Origin of the sequence: Ochrobactrum sp. WV_118_8 (assembly GCF_039631535.1) — a bacterium.
GTDB classification, from domain to species: Bacteria; Pseudomonadota; Alphaproteobacteria; order Rhizobiales; family Rhizobiaceae; genus Brucella; species Brucella anthropi.
On sequence record NZ_JBDIUZ010000002.1, the window covers coordinates 172,856 to 196,425 of the forward strand.

Sequence of the window (23,570 nt, forward strand, 5' to 3'; positions counted from 1 at the left end):
CGTCCTTCAGAACTGGTAGCGGCGCATGCGGCGCTGGATGCCGAACAGGTAGAGCGACACACCTGCCAGAATGATGAGGAACATCACGGCGGCGATGGTTGCGCCCATGGACGGGTTGCCAAGCTGCAGCTGGAAGCCGAAGAAAGTACGATAAAGGAACGTGCCCAGAATATCTGTCGACTTGTCCGGTCCGGCAAGCGCACCCTGCATCGAATAGACGAGGTCGAACGCGTTGAAGTTGGCAACGAAGGTCATCACCGAGATCAGGCCGATTGAAGGCAGGATCAGCGGCAGCTTGATCTTGAAGAACTGGCTCCAACCGGTGATGCCGTCACATTCGGCCGCTTCGATGATTTCATCGGGAATATTCAGAAGAGCTGCATAGATCAGCATCATCGGAATGCCGACGAACTGCCAGACCGAGACGAGCGACACGGTGACAAGCGCCGTATCCGCCTTGCCGAGCCACGGGCCAAACAGCCATTTGAGACCGAAAAGGTCCATCATCCACGGTGCGACGCCCCAGATCGGCGACAGGATCAGCTTCCAGATAAAGCCCACGATCACGAAGGACAGCAGCGTTGGGAGAAAGATCGCCGTGCGGTAGAAGGCAGCAAAACGCAGCTTCGGCAGGGACAGCATGGCTGCCAGCAGAATGCCGATCGGGTTTTGAACAAGCATGTGAATACAAAAGAATATAACGTTGTTTTTCAACGCATTCCAGAAATCGCGTGACCAGTTCGGATCACCGAAAAGTGCCTGGAAATTGGCGAACCCCACAAAAGCGCGCTGTCCGTCGACGACATTGAAGAATGCCTGCCGAAGTGTCTCGATCAATGGCAGCACCATCACCGCCGTATAGATCAGGACGCAGGGCAGAAGAAATACAAGTATATGCCAACGCCTTGGGCGCTTGTGCACAATACCTGTCATGTCGGCAGATTGGCTCATATAGGCATTCGCTCTTCAAGAGCATTTCCAGCAAAGGTATGAACCATTTGCGTTCGGAAATGCATAAAACCGATGGTTAGCGTTCTCGTTCACGAGAATGCGTGCAAACCGGGAAACAATATTTCCCATCCCTGCCCGCTCGCGTCATTTTAAACTGACACGGAATGCACCGATTGCAAAACTGCATGTCGATGCGACAGACGAAAAGATATGGGCGGCGCGCCCCCGCGATCGCCGCCCATATTGTCCCGCGTTTTTACTTCGCAGGCTTGTACCAGCTGTCCAGACCTTCCTGCAGCTTCTTCGCGGCATCTTCCGGCGTCACAGTGCCGTTGATGACGTTGGCCGACTGAACCCAGGTTTCATTTTCGAGGTTCGGCGTGCCACGCGAGAGAATCTGGTAGGTCGAACGAATGGTTGGCTTGCACTTTTCGCGCCAGGAAACGAACTCCTGTGCCAGCGGATCGCTCATTTTCACTGCCGTCGAATTGAGGCTGAAGAAGCCCGGCAGCGCATTGGCGTAGATTTCAGCGAACTCAGGCGAAGATACCCAGTTCAGGAAAACCTTTGCCTGTTCTGCGTGCTTGCTCGAAGCGTTGAGGCCAAGGCCGATATCGTTGTGGTCGGAGATGTAGCAGGTATCGCCTGCATTCTTGACCGGTGGCGGGAAGGCACCCATCTTGAATTGCGCCTGCGTATTGAACAGGCCAATTTCCCACGAACCAGCCGGATAGATGGCGGCGCGGCCAAGCGTGAACAGGTTCTGGCTGTCCGGATAAGTCTGCGCTTCGAAACCGTCGCCCAGATAATCCTTCCACTTGGCAAGAACCTTGAACGGTTCGACCCACTGCGGATCGGTGAGCTTTTCTGTACCGGCGATCAGAGCCTTGCGGCCTTCCTCGCCTTTCCAGTAGGTTGGTCCGATATTCTGGTAGCCCATGGTTGCGGCTTCCCACATATCCTTCGTGCCCATGGCCATCGGGATGTAGGTGCCGTCTGCCTTGATCTTGTCGAGAGCTTCGAAGAATTCGGCTTCCGTGGTCGGAGCCTTGAGCCCCAGCTTGTCGAAGGCTTCCTGATTGTAGATGAAGCCGTGAATAACCGAAGCCATCGGCACGCAGAAGGTCTTTGAACCGTCGTCAGTGCTCCAAGCGGACTTGGCAACGTCGGAGAAGTTCTTCATGCCTTCGAGATCGGTCAGGTCGGAGAGCTTGCCCTTGTTGAAAAGCTCGAGCGACGTGTCGAACGGACGGCAGGAAATAAGGTCGCCGCCTGAACCGGCGTCGAGCTTGGCATTGAGGGCCGCGTTATACTCGGTTGGCGCACTCGGTGCGAAATTGATCTTGATGCCAGGATTCTTGGCTTCAAAAGCCGGAATGATCTTTTCCTGCCAGATCTGCAGATCGTCGTTACGCCAGCTTTCGACCGTCAGTGTGACATCTTCGGCAAGCGCAGCCGATCCCGACGCCAAAAGCGTGGAACCCAGCAGCATGAGTTTCAACGTATTACGAACCATTTGACCTTCTCCCGTTTTTTAGCGCGGATGCGCAACAGAGGCGAAAGTACGCCAGACCGCTTCAGTACGATCGCTCCTCGCGTTATGGGAAAAGTACCGGCCCCCGCCGGTGATCTCCATCCCTATTCCGCGTGCTCCTCGCCCTCAGCGGCATTGCGCTCCCCTTCTGTTGAAATTAATGCCAAAAACGTACCAATTGTCCAGAGAAGTTTACAACTTTCGCGCATAAAAATTTAAAACAGTCGTTTTTCTCAAATTTTATCAACGAATTAATCAATTTTTTCACAAGCCGACAAATCTGCTTGGTTAATGGTATTTTTTTGGTATCTTCAAGCTGGAGGTATCTTCATGACTGAATTCTTCATTGGCGTCGATGGTGGCGGCACGGGATGTCGCGCCGTGGTGGCGGGTAGCGATGGTGCGATTCTGGGTTCGGGGCGCAGCGGCTCCGCCAATATCGTCACCGATCCGCGAACGGCGCTGATCAATGTGATCGCAGCGATCGATAACGCTTTTGATGATGCCGGGCTGGACAAGACGCATTATGCGACCAGTCACGCGGTTCTCGGTCTGGCAGGCGGCAATGTCGTGGGTGCAGGCACCCCGATAGAACGCGGCCTGCCCTTCGCGCACTCCAATGTGGAGTTTGACGGCGTGATCGCCCTGCAGGGTGCGCTTGGCGATCAAGACGGCATCGTTGCCATTCTCGGCACGGGCACGGCCTATATCACACGTCGGAGTGGTCGAATTCATTCAGTCGGCGGATGGGGTTTCCCCCTGAGTGATCTCGGCAGCGGTGCGCGGCTCGGTCAAAGCTTGTTGCAGGAAAGCCTGCTCGTGCATGACGGCATTCATCCACGCACACGCCTGACGACCGACCTCCTCAACGAGTTCGACAACAATCCGGATAATCTGGTCGAATTTGCGTGGACGGCGAAGCCCGGTGACTTTGGCAAATATGCTCCACGTATTTTCCAGTATGCGAACGAGGGAGACGCGACAGCGCGGATGTTGCTGGAGCGTTCTGCTGGTTATGTGAGTGAAACGCTTGACGTACTGATCAAACAGGGCGCTGAACGCATCAGCCTGCTTGGCGGCATGGCACCGCTTTATGTGGAATGGCTGCCGCCACACCAGCAGAAGCTTCTGGTCAAACCGGCGGCGGATGCTTTGACAGGCGCTCTACAACTGGCCCTCAAGCGATATGGGTCGCAAAATGGAAAGGCGCGCGAATGAGCGGAAATTTCAGCGCTTTCCTGCCCAAGAACCTACAGGGTTCTGCTCCCTCTTCTGGTGGCCCACTCTATATGCAGCTGCGTCAGTCACTGGAGACTGCGATCCGCGCCGGGCAGCTGGTTGATGGCGAAGCCCTGCCGCCGGAACGCGACATTGCTGAATATGCCAATATCAGCCGTGTGACGGTGCGCAAAGCGGTGGATGATCTCGTCAAGGCCGGGCTTCTCGTGCGCCGTCATGGTTCGGGAACGTTCGTCGTACGCCCGAGCGAACGCGTGCAGCAGTCGCTCTCGATGCTGACTTCATTTACTGAGGACATGGCGCGCCGCGGCATCACCACGCAATCCCGATGGCTGGAGCGCGGCCTTTACTACCCTTCGCCTGAAGAGATGATGAAGCTGGGCGTTTCTTCGGAAACCCGCGTTGCCCGCCTCGGTCGCCTGCGCATTGCGAGTGACATGCCGCTGGCCATCGAGCGCGCAAGTCTTTCAAGCGAAATCCTGCCCGACCCGGATGCGGTCAAGGGCTCGCTCTATGCCGAGCTGAGCCGCACCGGGTTTCGCCCTGTGCGTGCGGTCCAGCGCATAGCAGCCTGCAACATCAAAGACCCCGACGCACGCATTCTGGGCGTCAAGGAAGGCGATGCGGGTCTGTCCATCGAACGGATTTCGTATCTGCCGTCCGGTCGGGTGGTGGAGTTTACAAAATCACTCTATCGCGGCGATGCCTATGATTTCGTAGCCGAGCTGACAATACCCCAACCTTGAGCGACTTCCATCAAAGAAAACGGCCCGTTTCCGGGCCGTTTTTATTTCATGTCAAAGCACAATCCGACCGGAGTGAAACGAAGATCGATAAGATTATGCTTGAAATAGAGGACGTTAGAGCGCCGATCTGATGTAATCAGATCGAAACGCGCTCTAATGGTGTTTCTTGCCTTCACGAGCCAGATCCGCAGTCGGATCGGCCGCGAGACGCTTGCGCGCCCGGTCATCCATCAGCTCATACCACATGGCGTTGAGCACGGCGAAAGCCGCAGCAAGCGGAAGCCCCAACAACCAGGAAAAATACCACATATTGCTTTCCTTTCTCGGTTGTTCCAAGCGCATCCTGAAAAGTGTGAAACGGTTTTCAGGATGCGCGTTGAAACGAAACTTATAGAGCGCCGATCTGATGCAATCAGATCGAAATGCACTCTAGTAAGCGTGATTGCTGTCATCTTCGATCATGTCCTTATCGACCTTGCCCCACAGGACCTTGTAAACCCAGGACGTGTAGACAACGATCAACGGCAGGAAGATGAGCGTCACAACCAGCATGATGAACAGTGTCATATGGCTGGAAGACGAATCCCATACCGTCAGGCTTGAGCGCGGATCGAGCGACGATGGCAGAATGAACGGGAACATCGACACGCCGACCGACGAAATAATGCCGAATATCGACAGCTTTCCGAACAGCAGCGGGGCTAATTCACGACGGCTACGCAATGCGATGAAGACCGCCAGTGCCCCCAAAATGCCGAGCGCCGGAGCGATGAGCAGGACAGGATAGTTCACATAGTTGGTGAACCATGCACCGTGATCCAGTTCCACAGTCTTGCGCAGCGGATTGGATGGCCCGTCGGTGACGATGGCGCTCGTGATCCGGTAGCCCGAAACCCAGAACCAGCTGACAACCCCAGCCAGCACATAGAGCACGACAGTCAGAAGAGCTGCGATGCTGCCGTAGGACCGGGCACGCGCCTGAATATCCCCGGTCGTCTTCAACATCAGCCAAGAAGCGCCATGCATGCAGAGCATCGTCACCGAAAGCACGCCGCAAAGCAGTGCAAACGGATTCAGCAGACCGAAGAACGAGCCTTCATAGAATATCTGAAAGTCGTCGGCGATACGGAATGGAACGCCCTGTAGGACATTGCCGACGGCAACGCCGAAGATAAGGGCAGGAACGAAACCGCCGATGAAAAGCGCCCAGTCCCAGCCTCTCCTCCAGGCCTCACTCTCGCGCTTGGAACGATATTTGAACCCGACCGGACGCAGGATGAGTGCGAACAGGATGACAAACATCGCCAGATAGAATCCCGAGAAAGACACCGCATAGAGCTGTGGCCAGGCAGCGAAAATAGCACCGCCCCCGAGGATCAACCAGACCTGATTGCCTTCCCAGACCGGGCCGATCGTGTTGATGATGATGCGTCGCTCGACATCGGTTTTGCCGACGACGGGCATGAGTATGTCGACACCAAGGTCGAACCCGTCCATCGCGGCAAAAGCGATCAGCAATACGCCGAGCAGCACCCACCAGATGAGACGCAGGGTTTCATAGTCCAACAAATCGCTGAGTATCATGATCCTTACTCCGCAGGTGCGATGCTGGCCGGGGCGAGCATTGCTTCCGGCTTGCTGTCGGGTTCAGGTCCAGCCTTGATAGCACGGATCATCAGGCCCATCTCGATGATGAAGAGAACCGTATAGATCGCCACGAAACCAAGTATGGTCAGCAGCACTGTGGATGCTCCGAGATTGGAAACCCCGACTGCCGTCGGCAATATGCCTTCGATGACCCATGGCTGGCGGCCAAACTCCGCGACGATCCAGCCCATTTCGGCTGCGATCCACGGTAGCGGTATCGCAAACACGGCAATCCGCAACAGGAACGGATAACGGTCGAGTTTACGACGCGCAGACAGCACGAAGAATGTGCCCGTCAGCAGGATCAGGAAGAAGCCGATGCCGACCATGATGCGGAAGGCCCAGAACAGGGGCAGGACACCGGGAACGGTATCGTTTGCGGCCTGTGTGATCTGTGCGTCGGTTGCCTGACGCGGATCGTCGACATAGCGCTTCAGCAGAAGCGCATAGCCCATCCACTGACTGTTATCGGCAAAGACGTCCTTCACTTCCTGCGGAACGGCATTCGTGTCGCCAGCCGCACGGATTTTCTGCAAGGCGTCATAGGCGACGATGCCATTGCGGATATGGTTCTCCGCACTTTCAACAAGATCGTTGATGCCCTGAATTGGGGTGGTGAGAGAACGCGTACCGATCAGGCCCATGACCCATGGAATATGCACCGCGAAGTGAGTTTCGCGTGCTGCTTGATCCGGGAAACCGAATACGGTGAACGAAGCCGGAGCCGGTTCTGTTTCCCACATGGCTTCTATCGCCGCGATCTTCATCTTCTGATGTTCGTTGGCCAGATAGCCGCTTTCGTCACCAAGGACGACGACGGAAAGAGTTGCGGCAAGACCGAACGATGCTGCAATGGTCATCGAGCGCTTGGCGAGTTCTACCGAGCGTCCCTTGAGCAGATACCAGGCCGAAACACCGAGCACGAAAACAGACGCGGTGACATAACCGGCAGAAACCGTATGCACGAACTTGGCCTGCGCGACCGGGTTCATCAGCACTGCGAAGAAATCGGTGATTTCCATACGCATGGTTTCGGGATTGAATGCCGACCCGACCGGATTCTGCATCCAGCCATTGGCGATCAGAATCCACAGTGCCGAGAAGTTGGAACCTGCCGCGACCGCATAAGTCGCCATGAGGTGCCCGACTTTCGACAGGCGATCCCAGCCGAAGAAGAACAGACCTACGAAGGTTGCTTCAAGGAAGAAAGCCATAAGGCCTTCGATGGCGAGCGGTGCGCCGAAGATGTCGCCGACATAGTGGCTGTAATAACTCCAGTTCATGCCGAACTGGAATTCCATCACGATGCCCGTCGCGACGCCCATGACAAAGTTGATGCCAAACAGCGTACCCCAAAATTTCGTCATCTGCCGCCAGATGAGTCGCCCCGTCATCACGTAAACGGTTTCCATGATGGCAAGCAGCACGGAAAGACCCAAGGTCAGAGGTACGAAGAGGAAGTGATAAAGTGCCGTGATTGCAAACTGCAATCGCGACAGGGAGACAATATCGAGTTCCATCTCTTTAAGCCGGTAACCCGGCCCTCCTGGTGTTATGAGCGGCGCTTCAGCGCGGCCCCCTTTTGAAAACGGCGGCTTCCTGGAAACCGTACTCCGCTTCAATTTCAAATATCGGTCCAGATATGGACACGGACTTCAAATCATTTCCATGTCCGCGCAGCTCACCTCATGGTTTCGAGGATTTCGCCGAAGCGCGGCGAACTCTTACCTACAGACTCAACTAGAGCGCCTTGATTTAAAACAATGATCCGTTCGCAAATTCGCGCTTCGCGACTGATATGCGTTGCGATCAGCAGTGCGCGCGAACCTGCTCTCGCCTTGAGGCGATCGAGAACATCCTGTGCGGTTGCGTTATCGAGACCTTCGGTCGGTTCATCCAGTAACCAGAGCGGCGCATCGGTCAGGAAAAGCCGCGCCAGGGCCAGACGACGTGCTTGCCCGCCCGAAAGCCCCAGTCCTCCCTCGCCCAGCATTGCGTCCAGTCCGGCAGGCAATTCATCGATAAACGCGCCAAGGCCCGCAGCCCGCAAAGCGTCAATCAGTTCACCATCGCTCGCATCGGCACGCGCCAGCCGGAGATTGTCGCGAAGACTATCCTGAAATAGCTCTGTCCGCTGCGTGAGAAGGCGCGCGGGCAAAACCGAAACGCTGCCCTGATCAACCGGAATTTCTCCGGCAAGGAGATTGAACAAGGTCGACTTGCCTGCACCGCTTGTGCCGACGATGGCAATACGCTCGCCCGCTGCAATATCGAGATCGAGGTTTTTAAGGGCATCGTGATCAGTGCCCTCGTGACGAACCGACACGTTTTTCAGATGAACCGCTGCGCCATTCTCAGGTTTTTTGGGTGCAGCCAGTTCAGCGTCATCGTTCAGTTGAGGTGCAACCCGTCTGGCAGCAAGTATCGTGCGCCCGAGTTCCATCGCGCCGCGCCGCAATGCTGAAAACGGCTCCATCGCACCAAGAATGATAAGCATTCCGAGCGCTGCAACTGGCGCACCGATCATTCCTGACTGCATCAGCAAACCAACGGCAACAAGGCCGCCAGCAAGCAATGCGGCATGAACGATCCCGAAACCAGCCCCGGTAGCGATCTCTATGCGATTAAGCTTGCGATCCGAAGCGGCGACATAGCCGTCTGCACGGACCAAAGCCAGCTTCTGATCTTCGAGGCGCCCAGCCATAAGAAGTTCAGTCTGCCCCGCAACGAGATCGATGGTGCGGGCGCGCAGCGCTTCCGTACCTTTTGCACGTTGTCGCATGGATTTTTCGGAACGACTAGCCGCAGCCAGCGGAAGGCCCAAACCGGCAACAAGCAGGACAAGAGCAACCAGCAACCCGAAAAGGGGGCTCATCAGGCCGAGAGCGATGCCAGCCACAAGCGCGGTAGCGAGCGCAGCACCGACAGGCACCACCACGCGCAGATAAAGCGAGTCGAGTGCATCAATGTCTGCCGTCAGGCGGAACAGGAGGCGCGCAGGGCGCTTCAATAGCGCGTTTGCAGCGGTCGGGCGCGCCCAGCTACGGAACAGCTTTTCGCGCAGTGCAGCAAGGATCGCAAGCGTTGCATCATGGGTGACGAGCCGCTCCAGATAACGCGAACCGGTACGCAGGATCGCCAGCAGACGAATACCGGCTGCAGGAGCGAACACATCGAACACAACCGCCGTCGCCATGCTCAAGCCCGCAATCGCCGTTGCCGTTATGAACCAGCCTGACAGGCCGAGAAGAGCGATACCGGCAAGGACCGTTACAGTAGCCGTCGCTATACCCGCAAGAAGTGCTGTCCCCTTGGTGCGGAAAAAGAGGCGCAGGATCGGTTGCAACGATTGAAAACCGTTCATTCTGCCGCCCTCCTCTGCCAGACAGGATCGTTATCCACGCTGCCGTCCAGACGGACGATACGGTCCATCCTGCGGGCAAGGGTTTCGTCATGGGTAGCGACGATGAGCGTCTTGCCTTTGGCTAGCCTGAGAAGGCTGTCGGCAATGACCTTCGCGGTTTCCTGGTCAAGATGGGCTGTAGGTTCATCGGCCAGGATAATATCGGCATTGAGATCAACTGCCGCTCGAGACAGCGCCAGCCGCAGGGCCTCGCCACCGGATATTCCAGCACCGTTCTCGCCGATGAGACTGTTGCCGGTGACACCCAGAACATGACCGAGCGCCATGTCATCAATGATGGCTTTGGTGGTTTCCACATCGGCTTGCCGACCGAGCGTGATGTTCTGACGAGCAGAACCGGCAAAGATATGCGGCTTCTGTCCGATCCAGCTCATCCTTGAGCGAAGCGCCTCTGCTGTATCTTCGGCCAACCCGATTCCACCGATTTCGATTTGGCCAGTTTGAGGAGCCGTCAGCCCGGCAACAAGGGCCAGAACAGTCGATTTCCCATAGCCGCTCGGCGCCAGCAGAGCCACGTGCTCGCCTGCCGCAATATCGAGATTGAATGCGGTGAGAACCTTGCCCCCAGTCCCATAACCAAAGTCGATATTGTGTAGAGTTACGGTAGGAGCATCACCAGTTGTTGCGTGGCTTCCAACCTTGCCGACAATTGGCATCGGATGTTCAGCCAGCTTTTCCAGTGCATCAATTGAAGCTTCGCCCGATGCACGGTCGTGCCAGACCGCTGAAAGATCGCGTAATGGTTCGAAGAATGCAGGCGATAGAAGCAGGACGAAAAGACCTTCGGCCAAAGTCAGCTTATGGCCCCACGCTCCGAAGTTGAGCTGGCCCAGCAGATGGAAGCCGATATAAACCGCGACCATGGCAACGCCGATAGCAGCGAAGAGTTCAAGCACAGCCGAAGACAGAAATGCGATGCGCAGGACAGACATCGTCTTGGAACGCAAGGTTTCGGCGTTCTGGCGCAGCCGGTTCGCCGTCGCATCCACGGCATGGAATGTGCGAATGGTTGCAAGGCCCCGCAGACGGTCAAGCAGAAAGCCGTTCATTCCGCCAAGGGCTGTCAGTTGCTTTTCGCTGGCGGCCTTTGCACGCCAGCCGATCAATGCCATGAAGATCGGTATCAGCGGTGCGGCCACCATCAGGACAAGTGCTGCAGCCCAGGAATACCAGAGTACGACGGCAAGTATTGCGAATGGGATCAGCATCACGCGGATGCGGACCGGCACGAAGCGCGACAGATAAGGAACGACCATTTCCGCCTGTTCGGCAAGAATACTTGCCGCCTCACCGGATGACGGGCGCGTCACATCAAGCGGTGAACGTTGCGCAAGCGCTGAAACAGCATTGGTTCGAAGTCGGGAAAGTTCCAGTCGGGCGGCGTCGAAAGCTTTGGTAGCGCCTGCACTATCAAGAAGGCTGCGCAGACAGCCGAGAACGAATATGCCCGCCGCGCTGTAATAGATGGAATTATCAAAGCCGGTGTCGGCCAGTCGTCCGATTGCGTATGCGAGAATGCCCGCTTGCGGCAGCCACAAAAGTGCGGCTAACGCCTGAAGATATGCCCCCCGCTTCAGCAAAGACGGAACAGGACGACGCTGCGAGCGGCGCGAACCTTGTTGGTCGCTTGCCGCTTCGCCGTCTTCTGCCGTCAAAGTTTCCGTTCGGGGGACAACGGATGTCACTCTCTCTTAGGCTCCTTTTTGGCCGATGTTCGCCCGCGTCCGAGCGCCACGATCCTGTCCGTGGTTTCAAGGAAGCGGGTCACCTTGGCGCCAAGCGCCAGAAGACTTGTCAAACGGTCGGTATCGAGTCGCTTGACGTCGTCGTACCAGTTGGTCAGCCTTTCGATCAGGCCGTACATGTCCTTCATGCGATCCTGCGCATAAAGATCGCTGTCGCCTTTCGGCTGCTCCATCAGGATTTCACGCAGAACCGAGAGCGTGGGATCGATCTCGCGCTTCTTGCGCTCTTCAGCGAGCGTGCGCAGAATCTGCCACACATCGTCGGGCGTCGTGAAGAAATCGCGGCGATCACCGGGAATGTGCTTCAGCAGCACCAGATTCCAGCCCTGCAATTCACGAATACCCATGGACACATTCGAACGTGACACACCGAGAGCATCGACGATCTGGTCAGCGCAAAGAGGCTCAGGCGACACGTAAAGCAGTGCATAGATCTGCCCCACCGTGCGGTTGATGCCCCAACGGCTGCCCATTTCTCCGAAGTGGAGCACGAACGACTGAACGATTGGCGACAATTCCAAAATTCTCTCTCCCGTAAATTCTGAACTTTCAGAAATTACTGAAATTCAGATAATTCAAATGGCTTGAACCTTCAATCCGTTTGTCCCGGGCGAAAGCCCGAATGGACAATTGGCCGCAGCCCCGGACACTCCTCCAAATGCCCGAAAACACGATAGGCCACCGCTTCCGCTCCGCAGTCGGTGGGCAGTCAAGCCAGAGATTCGGCAAATGGCAGATAATGTTTCCGGTCGGCAGGATAGCCGGTCTTGAAGCGAACTCCAAAACAGGTCTCCGGTCAGCCCGGAAGCAACAGCCGCTGCTTCCATGACGGAGCAGCGAATTTCCCCATTTGGTGCGACGGAAAACGCAAGCTTTCCGCCCTCTCCGCACCCTCAAGCATGATACCTACAGACCTATAGCGGGTCGGAAGATGAAGGCAGCTCCTTGCTGTCCTGCGTTCTGTCGCGATGGATCACGGCGCGGCTGAGCAGCATGAGCGTTACCGGCGTTGTGACGACCACAAAGACGGTAATCAGCACTTCATGCAGAATCGGCTTCGATTGCAAGATGGAGAAAAATATGATCGATGCGATCAAGATTCCGCCAGCACCAAACGACGAGCCAAGCGTGGGGGCGTGAACACGCTCGTAAAAGCTTTTGAAGCGGACGAGTCCGATGCATCCGACGAGTGTCAGGAAGGCGCCGGAGACCAGAAAAAACGCAATGATCACAGCGGCCCATACGGGAAGTTCACCTGCATTGATCATTCGATCACCTCCCCGCGCATGAGGAATTTTGAAAGCGCCACGGTGGCAACGAAACCCAGAAGAGCGATAATCAGCGCCGTCTCGAAATAAATGATGCTGCCCGTGCGTATGCCGAACGTAATCAGGAGAAGCAGCGCGTTGAGGTAGAGCGCATCGGCCGCAAGAATGCGATCCTGCGCACGCGGGCCTACAAGCAGCCGATAAACCACACAAGCCAGAGCGCCAAGAAGCATCAGCTGAGCAGCAAGCAGGGACCAGAAAATGATGACTGCACTCATGCGGATTTCTCCTCTTCCATGACGTCCGCCGCTCCGAATATCTTGATGAGCGGCTGCTCATATCTTCCCTTGATCGTGTCCCGCCACGCCTGCGCATCATCCAGATCGAGTACGTGGATGGTCAGTTCGTGCCTTGCAGCGTTGTAATCCACCCAGGCCGTGCCCGGCGTCGCTGTGATTATGCAGGCGAGAACGGCAAGAGCGGTCCGGTTTTCCAGATCGAGCTGGATAACGACAAAGCCGGGACGCCGCTTGCGCTTGCGCGACAGAATGATACCTGCCACCGCGATATTGGATTGCAGGATGTCGTAGCTCATGGTGCCGAACAGCAAGAGCATCGTCGGGATCGAACGAATATGGTTCTTCTGCGGTTGCAGGGCCGTCATGATGAGACACGCCACGAGCGCGATGATCGCGCCAAGCAGGAGCTGTGCCCGTGTGAAGCCGTTCAAAAGCAACCAGAACAGGAGCAGCGAGGCGAACAGAAGCGGGTAAGGCAGGATTTTTTTCATTGAGCCCCCTCCGTTTCGGTGCCTGCGCGCGGCGCGTTGAGTACGCTGCTGATATAAGATGCGGGATTGTGCAGCGAACGCGCCGTTTCATCCATATAACGCATCGCCGGGCCGGCAGCGATTGTCAGCGCCAGACAGATTGCCAGAAGCCCCGCAATCGGCACGACTTCCCGGACCAGAACGCGTGGCACGTTGCCTTCGAGCGATGCCCAAAACGTGCGAATGCCGGTACGTGTCATCGCGATCAGCGCTGAAAGACCAGACAGCAGAAGGAGCGCGACCAAAGCCCAGCTTGCCGGACTGACTGGCATTGCGAGCTGCGGTGTCGGACTGTCGCCGTTGAAAACCGCTGCCAGGATCAGGAATTTGGCAATGAATCCAGAGAATGGCGGCAAGCCGATCAGCAATATCGCACAAATGCCGAAAAACGTTCCCAGAACGGCAAGGGTTGCGGGCAGTACTGCGCCGACTTCGTCTTCGTCTTCTTCCTCCTCATCGTCACCATAGGCTTCCATGGTAACGGCGAGAACGTTTGCAGCCGCATCCTGACCGCGTTCGATCAGTTCGATCAGCAGGAAAAAAGCCGCGATGGTAAGCGTGGAACTCACCATATAGAACAGCGCGGCGCCGGTCATGGCGGTGTTACCGCTGCCAATGGCAGCCAGCAACGTGCCCGAGGATACGAGGATACTATAGCTGGCAAGACGTCCCATTGCTTGCGATGCGACCACCCCGATCAGGCCGAAGGCAAGCGTGACCATTCCACCGAAATAGAGCCAGTCATTGCCGAAACCATAGGAAGAACCGGCACCGATGCCGAACATCAGCGGCGACAGGCGCAGAAGGACGTAAATGCCGACCTTGCTCATGATGGCGAAGACCGCCGCCACCGGTGCTGCTGCTGCCGTATATGTTGGCGCAAGCCAGAAATTGAGGGGCCACATGCCTGCCTTGACGAGGAATGCAACGCCCAGAACCGCAGCACCTGCTTCAAGCAGCATACGATCTTCAGCTGCGACCTGCGGAATTCTCTGTGCAAGATCGGCCATATTCAAGGTGCCGGTCACGCCATAGATCAGGCTGACGCCGATCAAAAACAGAGACGACGCGACGAGATTGACGGCAATATAATGCATGCCGGCCTTTACGCGCGCCGGACCTGACCCATGCAACGCCAGGCCGTAGGATGCCGCCAGCATCACTTCGAAGAACACGAAGAGGTTGAACAGGTCACCAGTCAGAAATGCGCCGTTCAGCCCCATCAGCAAAAGCTGGAAGATTGTATGGAAATGCGGGCTGGCCTTGTGCCAGTGCGCGAGTGCGAAGCTGAGTGAAGCCATGCCAAGCAGGCTGGTCAGCACAAGCATAAGGGCCGCGAGACGATCCAGAACCAGCACGATGCCGAACGGTGCAGGCCAGTTGCCAATCAGGTAAACCAGAGCGTCAGGCGCCTTGTCGCTCGCCATGCCAGCAAGCGTGATGGCAATCGCGATCAAACCCAATGTCGAGATGGAGTTGATGGCCATCTTGAGCTTGCGCTTGCGCTCATCGAACAGCAGCAGGATTGCTGCCGTGACGAGCGGCAGAATGATTGGAGCAACGATGAGGTGCGTTTTCCAGTCCAACATCAGTTCTCCTTGCCGTCTACGTGGTCCGTACGCGTCAACCCGCGCGAAGCGAGCAGCACGACAAGGAAAAGTGCGGTCATTGCGAAACCGATGACGATGGCGGTCAGTACGAGCGCCTGTGGTACCGGATCGGTATATTGTGCGGCCTGAACGTCAACACCGCTATCGAGCACCGGGGCAGCATTCGTGCGCAAGCGTCCCATCGAAAAGATGAAGAGATTGACCGCGTAGGAAATCAGCGACAGGCCGATTGCCACCTGAAAGGTACGCGGGCGAAGAATGAGCCATACGCCGGATGCCATCAACACGCCGATTGCCAGAGCAAGAACGAGTTCCATCAGTTCTCCTCCTTCGTTGCGGCCAGCTTCTCGACACGGTGTTTACGGAGTGATTGGTGTGCGAGTGCAATCAAAACCAGCACGGTAGCGCCAACCACGAGGGTGAAGACGCCAAGATCGAACAGCAGGGCGCTGGCTGTCGGCATTTTTCCGATATGCGGTATTTCCGTGTATTGGAAAAATGTGGTGAGGAACGGATAGCCGAAGAACCACGACCCAGCACCTGTTGCCGCTGCAAACAGCAGTCCGAGCCCGATCCAGCGCAATGGCAGAATGCGCAAGCGGTCCTCGACCACGCGTGCACCAGACGCCAGATATTGCAGCAAAAATGCAATTGCGAGCGTAATACCGGCCGCGAATCCGCCGCCTGGCAGATCATGACCGCGCAGGAACAGATGCACTGCCAGCACAATGATAACCGGGAACAGCCATTGCATGATGACGGACGGCACGGCCAGATAATCGGCCAGTGTTTCACCTGCCTTGCGGTCAGGCGCTGCCTCGTCATAAGCGTCCTGGATTTTCTGCTGGGCTGTCGATCCGGTTGTGTCAGGGGCAGGACGGAAACGACGCAGGAGCGCAAAAACCGTGAGGCCCACAATACCGAGGACGGCAATTTCGCCAAACGTATCGAAAGCACGGAAGTCGACCAGAATGACGTTTACGACATTCTTGCCACCGCCGCCTGAATAGGCGTTTTCGAGGAAATAATCGCCAATGCTGCTGGGCGAAATACGCGTCATAACAGCATAAGCGATAATGGCCACCCCTGCCCCGCTGCCGATTGCAAGCAGCAAGTCGCGATAACGGCGGATGCGCGGGCCTATCTGCACCGGGAGCGGATCAGGATCTTCCCAACGCTTCGGCAGCCAGCGAAGCCCGAGCAGCAGCAGAACAGTGGTGACAATCTCGACCAGCAACTGGGTCACAGCAAGATCGGGCGCGGACAGCCAGACGAAGGTGATGCAGGTAACGAGCCCCGCCCCTCCGAGGAGGATCAACGCCGCAAGTCGGTGGTACTTGGCCTGATAGGCCGCGCCGATAGCACAGGCACCACCAAGTATCCAAAGTCCGGCAAAAATCGGGTCCACTGGCTGGGCGCCAAGCGAACCTGACTGCAAGCCGGAAACGAAAATCGGCCAGGCAGCTGCAAGGACGGCCACCGCAACCACGATACGGAGCTGCGGCTGCAGACGACGCGTGCTGAGGAAGGATTCTGCCTTACGTGCCCAGTTCCATGACAAGGTCACGAGAACACGTTCGAAAATGCGCTGCCCTTGCAAATGCCGGAATAAGGGGGGGCCGTCTTCACTGGTGGCAAGATAGTTTTTCAGCATCCAGTGCAGAAGAATACCGCCGATCATGGCGACGATACTCATCATCAGCGGCAGGTTGAATCCGTGCCAGACCGAGAGACTATATTCAGGCGTCGCCTTGCCCAGCACCGACAGAACTGCCGAATGCAGGAACGGTCCGATGGAAAGGCCCGGAATGATGCCGATCAACAGGCAAAGCAGCACCAGAAGTTCAATGGGACGACGCATCCAGTGCGGCGGTTCGTGCGGCTCATGCGGCAGGTCATGCGGTGGTGGTCCGAAGAACGTCGAATAAATAAAGCGCACCGAATAGGCGACCGTAAAGATACCGGCAATCGTGGCGACATAGGGCGTGATCGTATCAAGCCACGACGCCATGTGCGTTTCCACCGCCTCAGCGAAGAACATTTCCTTGGAAATAAAGCCGTTGAGCAACGGTACGCCTGCCATTGCCGCACTCGCGACCATGGCGAGCGTTGCCGTATAGGGCATGGGACGCAACAGCCCGCTCAGCTTTCGCATGTCGCGCGTGCCGGTCTCATGATCGATGATGCCCGCAGCCATGAACAGCGATGCCTTGAAAATCGCATGGTTGACCATGTGAAAGATCGCGGCAACCGCAGCAAGTGGGCTGCCAAGAGAAAGCAGAACGGTAATCAGACCAAGGTTACTGATGGTCGAATAGGCAAGCAGCCCTTTGAGGTCCTGCTGGAAAACTGCGAAGAAGCTGGCAATCAGAAGCGTGATCAGCCCTGCCGAACCGACGATCCAGAACCACTCTTCCGTTCCGCTGAGAACCGGCCACAGGCGCGCCAGCAGGAAGACTCCGGCCTTCACCATGGTGGCCGAATGCAGATAGGCAGAAACAGGCGTCGGCGCTGCCATCGCATTGGGAAGCCAGAAGTGGAACGGAAACTGCGCGCTTTTCGTAAAAGCACCGAGCAGGATCAGAATAAGCGCCACGCTATAAAGCGGATGTGTCCGAACGATGTTCCCCGCTGCCAGAACTGTGTCGAGATCGTAGCTTCCGACAATATGGCCGAGGATCAGAACGCCTGCCAGCAGACAGAAACCACCGATACCCGTCACGGTCAGCGCCATGCGCGCGCCGTCGCGGGCACTGGCATTGTGATACCAATAGCCGATCAGCAGGAACGAGAAGATGCTGGTCAGCTCCCAGAACACGGCGAGCAATATCAGATTGCCGGATAGAACTACGCCGAGCATCGATCCCATAAAGGACAGCAGGAACGAGAAGAACCTCGGCACGGGATCTTCGGGCGACATGTAATAACGCGCATAAATGACGACCAGCAGGCCGATACCCGTGATGAGCATCGCGAAAAGCCAGGCGAAGCCATCCATTCGGAAGGTGACATTGAGGCCATAGGCCGGAAGCCATTCCACAGTGCCATGGAGCACCTTGCCATCCGACACGATGGGATAAAGGCTGGCGGTGACAATAAAGGCAACAAGCGCAATCGCTGCCGTAAACCAGGCCGAACCGCTACGATCCGCCCCCCTGAATAAGCCGGTTATGGCGCTGCCAAGAAATGGTAGAAGGACAAGCAGGAAAAGCATTCTGCCGTCCATCGTCATGCGCCACAGGCCTCCTAGCCGAAATCAAGGTTGATCCGAAGCAGCACCGCTCAAGAAAACAGCAACAGAATCGCTCCGGCAAGTTGTAGTGAGGAATCATATATTCCGATGGCCTTATTATGACCGGCCACGGAACATTATGGCAATAGCTTTCAATGGCTTATCGCATAGATTTGAATCATTTTATTGTTCCCTGCGCCGAAAAATCTATAATTTATCAATCGCTGCGAACCGCGACGCCTGACTGTCGGCCATACTGACCTGAAAATCTTTCAGCCGGATGACACAAAACTTGCCATGAATTTTACCGCAGATGCGGCTTCATCCTTCAAGCAAAATCGCCGATAGCCGTTCGGCCTGAACACGAATGTCCGGTACGGCAGTAACCTCCCAGAACGCGCCTTTCGTAACAGGTCCGATACCGAAAAACGGACCGGATGGCTCTCCTCGCTTATTGAGAATCTGCAGATCCCGTGTGACATCAAAACCGAGATCGAGTGCATCCGGTCGGGCCAAGCCATGCTCCATGAAACCGATCAGTGCCGCATTGCGGGTTGTCGAAAAACGTGGATTGCCGCCACGACAATCAATAACCGTCGATACCTGCAGTTTTTCGACATGCTCACTACGCCGAGGGCGATAACGGACTTCAATCTCGCCGCCTTGGTCGCGCACCGAAACCAGATGGCCTGCCGCGACTTTGAGTTGGCCGCTGTTCACGGCAGCTTCAATACGCTCTGCGACAGCCGGTGCCATGCGATGCCGGTGCACATCCCACCAAGGACGCAGATGACGGAGGAAGCTGCGGCGTTGCGACGTCGGCAGGCTCGCCCAGATGTGTTGTGTATGCGGACGCAGACCATCCATCACGCCACGCCAGCCGGAACCGGTTTTTTCCGCTTCCGTCATCATGGCACGCACGTGCTGCACAAGCTTGGAAAGGCCCAGCGATAGCGGGAGATCGTCTGCCTCGACAGGGAAAGCTTGCGCAGGGGCATGAACCGCAGGAAGAAGCCCACGGCGCGAAATCGCATAGATTTCCGCACGATGCCCGTTGTCGAGCAGCGACAGGACGCTGTCGATCATCGACAGACCTGTGCCGAATATCGTCACCGGCGCATCTGTCGGCATATCGAAATAGCCATTGCTCGACCAGTATTCCGTAACGTGATTGCCGGATTTCGCGATGGCGGCTTCGTTGCCCGTGCTCACAATCACCGCATCGGCAGTGAACGTGTCTCCTGTCTCAGCGGTAACGGCTGGTCTGCCGTCCTTCAGCGCGACATCGACGACGCCGGTCTTTTCAACTTTCAAACGTGTATCATCGTCAGAAAGATAAGGCGCGATAAGATGCTTCAGATAGGAGCGGTAGAGTTTGCGTGGTGCAAAACTGTGCGGTTCCCACAAATGGCCGGGAGCGGCAATGTCGCTCGACTGCAACCAGTTCAGGAAATGATCCGGCTGATCGGGATATGCGCTCATATTGCTGGCGCGGACATTGAGAAGATGGCTCGGGTTTTCCGTCGCGTATGCGATGCCTGCCCCTAATTGACCTGAACGCTCGAAAATCCGCACAGTCGAATCTGGTGAGCGCCGAAGCAATTGTGCAGCCAGGATGATGCCGCTTGCGCCCGCTCCGATGATAATGAATGACTTCAAACTATCGTGACCTCGTCCCTTTTCACGACAACGATAAGAAAAGCGCGTCGTCAAACTATCGTTTTTAAATCCCACTGTTTTAGTTAGATTCCAATAAACAATCGCCCTTGTAAACCCCATAAAGCTGGGAAGGTTGCCCTGTTCAGACGCCTGCAGGCGCGGACAGCGCATGGATGCAACGATCAAAATGTAAACAGTAAAACCCGGCTAGCAACGGATCGTTGACAGTGTGTTTCAGAAACACGGGCTGGCTTCGACAGCCAAAATAACAATATTTCCCTCAACATCATTCATGAGGTTGTCTTGAAAATCCCAAGCCAGACAGCCTGTTGGACCGCTGAAACACAGGACAGAATAATGAACAATTCCCTGCTGAATTCCATCAAGAAGCGCCGCACACAGTACGCTCTGGGCAAGTCCCTTCCGCTGTCGAATGAAGACACCGCCGAGCTGATCCGTGAAGCGGTCAAGCACACGCCGTCTTCGTTTAATTCGCAGAGCTCGCGCGCTGTGATCCTGTTTGACGCCGAGAGCGACAGGCTGTGGAACATCGTGAAGGAAACACTTCGCCAGATCGTCCCTGCCGACGCTTTCGCCCAGACCGAAGCCAAAATCGACAGCTTCTCCGCCGGTGCAGGTACGGTTCTGTTCTATGAAGATCAGAACGTCGTTAAGGGTCTTCAGGAAAACTTCCCGCTTTACGCTGACAACTTCCCGGTCTGGTCCGAACAGTCGGGCGGTATGGCGCAACATTCGGTCTGGACCGCGCTCGCCAACGCCGGCATTGGTGCCAGCCTTCAGCACTACAACCCGCTGATCGACCACGAAGTCGCCAAGGCTTGGGACGTTCCGGCTTCGTGGAAGCTCCGCGCACAGATGCCGTTCGGCTCGAACGAACAGCCTTTTGCAGAAAAGGTTTTCATGGACGATGGCGACCGCTTCAAAGTGTTCTTCTAATCGCCTGATTGTACTGTATAAATTGAGCCGGAGGAATTTTCCTCCGGCTTTTGCATTTCCGCGGAAAAATATTTCATCAGACCGTTGTCCCCTCCCCAAAAGCTGGCTGTAATGGAGAAGCTTTGAAGAGAGTCGCGAACAAAGCGACAGGCTCTTGAGGCTTCATCAATGCAGGGCTGCAATTGCGCGACATATGCGGATTGCACAGCCCGGAGGGGAAGTTGCATGACGACCGTAATACTGTCACTCATTCAGAATAACTCGAAGGCAGACCATACAAGACATGGCCTTGCACGAAAGCTGCTGCGCGCATCGATTCCAGCCGCACTGGCATTCACGCTCTTTCTGTCGGCATCACCCAAGGCAGTGGAAGCAGCTACACCGACTGACACGCTCGTCATTGCCATGAGCATAGATGACGTCATTTCGCTCGACCCGGCGGAAATCTTCGAGATCACGACGTCTGAAGTGCTCACCAGCACCTATGAACGCCTCGTCACGACTGACACCAAGGACCCCACGAAGATCATCCCCCAGATTGCTGAAAGCTGGGCCTTTTCCGATGACGGTAAGTCGATCACGTTCAAAATCCGCAAGGGCCTAAAATTCGCCTCCGGCAACCCGCTGACGGCACACGACGCCGCTTATTCGCTGCAGCGCGCGATCAAGCTCGACAAGAGCCCGGCCTTCATTCTCAGCCAGTTCGGTCTCACTCGCGATAATGCCGATCAGAATATTGTTGCCACCGACGACGAAACGCTTGTGTTCACGACCGGCAAGGCGTTTGCACCAAGCTTTGTCCTGAACTGTCTGACATCCAGCGTTGCGTCGATTGTCGACAGCAAGTTGGTCAAGGAACATGAGCAGAAGGCAGAGAAGACAAAGGATTTTCCTTACGAAACCGATTTCGGTTATGAATGGCTGAAGACCAATTACGCCGGTTCCGGTCCTTTCGCATTGAAGCAATGGCGCGCAAATGAAGTCCTGCTTCTGGAGCGCAACGAAAATTATAGCGATGCAAAACCGGCAATGAAGCGCGTTATCTATCGCCACGTGAAAGAAGGCGTTTCGCAGCGTCTGCTCTTGCAGGCGGGCGACATCGACATTGCACGTAATCTGGAACCTGGCGATATCGAAGAATTGAGCAAGGATCAGAAGTACCATGTCATCAACGCACCGAAGGGGCGCGTCTATTATCTGGTCGCCAACCAGAATGTACCTGAACTCGCAAAGCCCGAAGTTCGGCAGGCACTGAAATACCTGGTCGATTACGATACGATAGAAGCGAAGCTCATCAAGGGTATCGGTCGCACGCACCAGTCCTTCCTGCCACTCGGCATGTTCGGTGCTGTCGGCGACAAGCCATTCACCTACGACGTCGATAAAGCCAAGGAACTTCTCGCCAAAGCTGGCCTCAAGGACGGTTTCAAGGTGACGCTCGATGTACGTAACAGCCAGCCATTCGTCGGCATAGCGGAAAGCATTCAGCAGACGATGGGTAAGGCAGGCGTTCACGTGGAAATCCTGCAGGGTGACGGCAAGCTGACCACCACCAAGGTTCGCGCACGCAAGCACCAGTTGGCGCTGGGTATATGGGGACCGGATTATTGGGATCCGCATACCAATGCGGTGACGTTCACCAATAATCCAAACAATGGCGAAGATGTCTCGATGCGCACCAACGCCTGGCAGGCGCATTGGGAAATTCCGGAACTGACGGCGGAAACAATGGCTGCTGTTGAAGAGCGCGATACAGCCAAACGTGAGACGATGTATCATGATCTTCAAAAGAAGTTTCAGGAAACAAGCCCGTTCGCAATCATCTATCAGCAGATTGAAACGGCTGTGACGGGTCCGAATGTGCACGATTTCAACATGGTGGCCGATGCCAACTATGTTCAGACCGTAACGAAGGACTGATGCGATACGAAAAGGCCGGGCAAAGTGCCCGGCCTTTTTACTCGTCGAAACTGAACGGCGGCAATTTTTCCAACGCGGATTTTAGCGCTTCCGACCAGCTTTCCGATACGGTCTGATAATAAGGATCGGTGACCTCGAACCGTCTGCGAGCGCCAGTTTCAAAACTGTCCGCTTCATAAATCTGCATGTCGAGCGGAAGCCCAACTGAAAGGTTGGCTTTCAGTGTGGAATCGAACGAAACCAGCAGCAGCTTCACTGCTTCCTCGAAACTCATCTGCTCCTGATAAGCGCGCACGAGGATCGGTTTTCCATATTTGTTCTCGCCAATCTGGAAAAAAGGCGTATCGGCCGAGCTCTCGATAAAATTGCCTTCGGGATAGATATAGAAAAGGCGCGATTGCCCGCCCTTGATCTGTCCGCCGAGAATGAACGATGCGCCGAAAGCATCGGCATTCTGTCCACCGGTAGCGGAGTTCTGGATCACTTCCTTGACGGTGTCACCGACAAGACGCGCAACCTGAAACATGGAAGGCGCGTCGAAAACCGAGGGGTGCCTGTCTGCTGGAGCTTTCATCCGTTCTTCCAGAAGACTTGCAACGGCTTGCGTTGTCGCAAGGTTTCCCGCCGAAAGCAGAACAATCACGCGCTCGCCGGGCTCTGACCAGCTCCGCATTTTTGAGAAGACAGAAATATTGTCGAGCCCGGCATTCGTCCGTGTATCGGACATGAACACAAGGCCACGATCGATTTTCATTCCAACACAATAGGTCATAAGCAATATCCGGCAGGCAACTCGCTATCCAGAAAGA

21 protein-coding genes are annotated in these 23,570 nt (G+C 55.9%); 4 read left to right on the top strand and 17 right to left on the bottom strand.

Annotated features, from left to right (window positions below; genetic code table 11):
• Positions 1-6: 6 nt before the first annotated feature.
• Together ABDF71_RS14995 and ABDF71_RS15000 are read right to left on the bottom strand one after the other, a co-directional pair.
• A complete protein-coding gene (locus ABDF71_RS14995) occupies positions 7-951 on the bottom strand; it encodes a carbohydrate ABC transporter permease (RefSeq protein WP_029927479.1) in 945 nt (314 codons plus the stop codon).
• Positions 952-1,207: 256 nt separating this feature from the next.
• Positions 1,208-2,467: an ABC transporter substrate-binding protein gene (locus tag ABDF71_RS15000; protein WP_010658744.1), complete on the bottom strand. Its 1,260-nt coding sequence runs from the start codon at positions 2,465-2,467 to the stop codon at positions 1,208-1,210.
• A 348-nt stretch (positions 2,468-2,815) separates the two neighbouring features.
• Between ABDF71_RS15000 and ABDF71_RS15005 the strand changes: the two genes are divergently transcribed.
• Positions 2,816-3,703 carry a glucosamine kinase nucleotide-binding domain-containing protein gene (locus tag ABDF71_RS15005; RefSeq protein ID WP_029927481.1) on the top strand — a complete coding sequence of 296 codons (888 nt, stop codon included), beginning with the start codon at positions 2,816-2,818 and terminating at the stop codon, positions 3,701-3,703.
• Complete coding sequence (locus tag ABDF71_RS15010; protein WP_010658742.1) at positions 3,700-4,470, top strand: GntR family transcriptional regulator; 771 nt, start codon at positions 3,700-3,702, stop codon at positions 4,468-4,470. The genes ABDF71_RS15005 and ABDF71_RS15010 overlap by 4 nt, the downstream gene beginning before the upstream one ends.
• Before the next feature lie 153 nt (positions 4,471-4,623).
• Here the strand turns inward: ABDF71_RS15010 and cydX are convergent, their stop codons facing one another.
• From cydX to ABDF71_RS15075, 13 genes are all read right to left on the bottom strand, one after another.
• Positions 4,624-4,779 (bottom strand): cytochrome bd-I oxidase subunit CydX, encoded by a 156-nt coding sequence (gene cydX, locus ABDF71_RS15015; RefSeq protein ID WP_029375948.1) that lies wholly within the window; start codon positions 4,777-4,779, stop codon positions 4,624-4,626.
• 120 nt (positions 4,780-4,899) lie between these two features.
• Positions 4,900-6,054, bottom strand: coding sequence for a cytochrome d ubiquinol oxidase subunit II (gene cydB, locus ABDF71_RS15020; RefSeq protein ID WP_010658740.1), 1,155 nt, complete (start codon positions 6,052-6,054; stop codon positions 4,900-4,902).
• Positions 6,055-6,059: 5 nt separating this feature from the next.
• On the bottom strand, positions 6,060-7,637 hold the full coding sequence (locus ABDF71_RS15025; protein WP_012092944.1) for a cytochrome ubiquinol oxidase subunit I: 1,578 nt from the start codon (positions 7,635-7,637) through the stop codon (positions 6,060-6,062).
• Positions 7,638-7,798: 161 nt separating this feature from the next.
• The gene (gene cydC / locus ABDF71_RS15030) at positions 7,799-9,481 is read right to left on the bottom strand and encodes a thiol reductant ABC exporter subunit CydC (protein ID WP_258124360.1); all 1,683 of its coding nucleotides are present in this window, start codon (positions 9,479-9,481) and stop codon (positions 7,799-7,801) included.
• Complete coding sequence (gene cydD, locus ABDF71_RS15035) at positions 9,478-11,226, bottom strand: thiol reductant ABC exporter subunit CydD (protein WP_258124361.1); 1,749 nt, start codon at positions 11,224-11,226, stop codon at positions 9,478-9,480. Before cydD ends, cydC begins: the two co-directional genes overlap by 4 nt.
• Positions 11,223-11,807: a GbsR/MarR family transcriptional regulator gene (locus tag ABDF71_RS15040; RefSeq protein WP_012092941.1), complete on the bottom strand. Its 585-nt coding sequence runs from the start codon at positions 11,805-11,807 to the stop codon at positions 11,223-11,225. The genes cydD and ABDF71_RS15040 overlap by 4 nt, the downstream gene beginning before the upstream one ends.
• 393 nt (positions 11,808-12,200) lie before the next feature.
• Positions 12,201-12,554 carry a monovalent cation/H(+) antiporter subunit G gene (gene mnhG / locus ABDF71_RS15045; protein ID WP_010658734.1) on the bottom strand — a complete coding sequence of 118 codons (354 nt, stop codon included), beginning with the start codon at positions 12,552-12,554 and terminating at the stop codon, positions 12,201-12,203.
• Complete coding sequence (locus tag ABDF71_RS15050) at positions 12,551-12,832, bottom strand: K+/H+ antiporter subunit F (protein WP_010658733.1); 282 nt, start codon at positions 12,830-12,832, stop codon at positions 12,551-12,553. Before ABDF71_RS15050 ends, mnhG begins: the two co-directional genes overlap by 4 nt.
• The gene (locus tag ABDF71_RS15055; protein ID WP_010658732.1) at positions 12,829-13,344 is read right to left on the bottom strand and encodes a Na+/H+ antiporter subunit E; all 516 of its coding nucleotides are present in this window, start codon (positions 13,342-13,344) and stop codon (positions 12,829-12,831) included. The genes ABDF71_RS15050 and ABDF71_RS15055 overlap by 4 nt, the downstream gene beginning before the upstream one ends.
• Entirely contained in the window at positions 13,341-14,969 is a 1,629-nt protein-coding gene (locus ABDF71_RS15060; RefSeq protein WP_151663867.1) for a monovalent cation/H+ antiporter subunit D, read from the bottom strand. Before ABDF71_RS15060 ends, ABDF71_RS15055 begins: the two co-directional genes overlap by 4 nt.
• Before the next feature lie 2 nt (positions 14,970-14,971).
• Positions 14,972-15,310: a Na+/H+ antiporter subunit C gene (locus ABDF71_RS15065; RefSeq protein WP_010658730.1), complete on the bottom strand. Its 339-nt coding sequence runs from the start codon at positions 15,308-15,310 to the stop codon at positions 14,972-14,974.
• Entirely contained in the window at positions 15,310-18,225 is a 2,916-nt protein-coding gene (locus ABDF71_RS15070) for a monovalent cation/H+ antiporter subunit A (RefSeq protein WP_258124362.1), read from the bottom strand. The genes ABDF71_RS15065 and ABDF71_RS15070 overlap by 1 nt, the downstream gene beginning before the upstream one ends.
• Positions 18,226-18,546: 321 nt before the next feature.
• Positions 18,547-19,884 (bottom strand): FAD/NAD(P)-binding protein, encoded by a 1,338-nt coding sequence (locus ABDF71_RS15075; protein ID WP_151663835.1) that lies wholly within the window; start codon positions 19,882-19,884, stop codon positions 18,547-18,549.
• A 357-nt stretch (positions 19,885-20,241) separates the two neighbouring features.
• Here ABDF71_RS15075 and ABDF71_RS15080 point away from each other — a divergent pair, with 357 nt between their 5' ends.
• A complete protein-coding gene (locus tag ABDF71_RS15080; protein ID WP_029927499.1) occupies positions 20,242-20,841 on the top strand; it encodes a nitroreductase family protein in 600 nt (199 codons plus the stop codon).
• On the opposite strand, the gene ABDF71_RS15085 is transcribed toward ABDF71_RS15080, so the two are convergent.
• Positions 20,838-21,092, bottom strand: coding sequence for a hypothetical protein (locus tag ABDF71_RS15085; RefSeq protein WP_259030561.1), 255 nt, complete (start codon positions 21,090-21,092; stop codon positions 20,838-20,840). The genes ABDF71_RS15080 and ABDF71_RS15085 overlap by 4 nt on opposite strands.
• On the opposite strand from ABDF71_RS15085, the gene ABDF71_RS15090 reads away from it, so the two are divergent.
• A complete protein-coding gene (locus ABDF71_RS15090) occupies positions 21,067-22,761 on the top strand; it encodes an ABC transporter substrate-binding protein (RefSeq protein ID WP_258124363.1) in 1,695 nt (564 codons plus the stop codon). The genes ABDF71_RS15085 and ABDF71_RS15090 overlap by 26 nt on opposite strands.
• A 37-nt stretch (positions 22,762-22,798) precedes the next feature.
• On the opposite strand, the gene ABDF71_RS15095 is transcribed toward ABDF71_RS15090, so the two are convergent.
• Positions 22,799-23,533, bottom strand: a complete 735-nt coding sequence (locus ABDF71_RS15095) for a proteasome-type protease (RefSeq protein ID WP_010658725.1) — start codon at positions 23,531-23,533, stop codon at positions 22,799-22,801.
• Between the last annotated feature and the right edge of the window lie 37 nt (positions 23,534-23,570).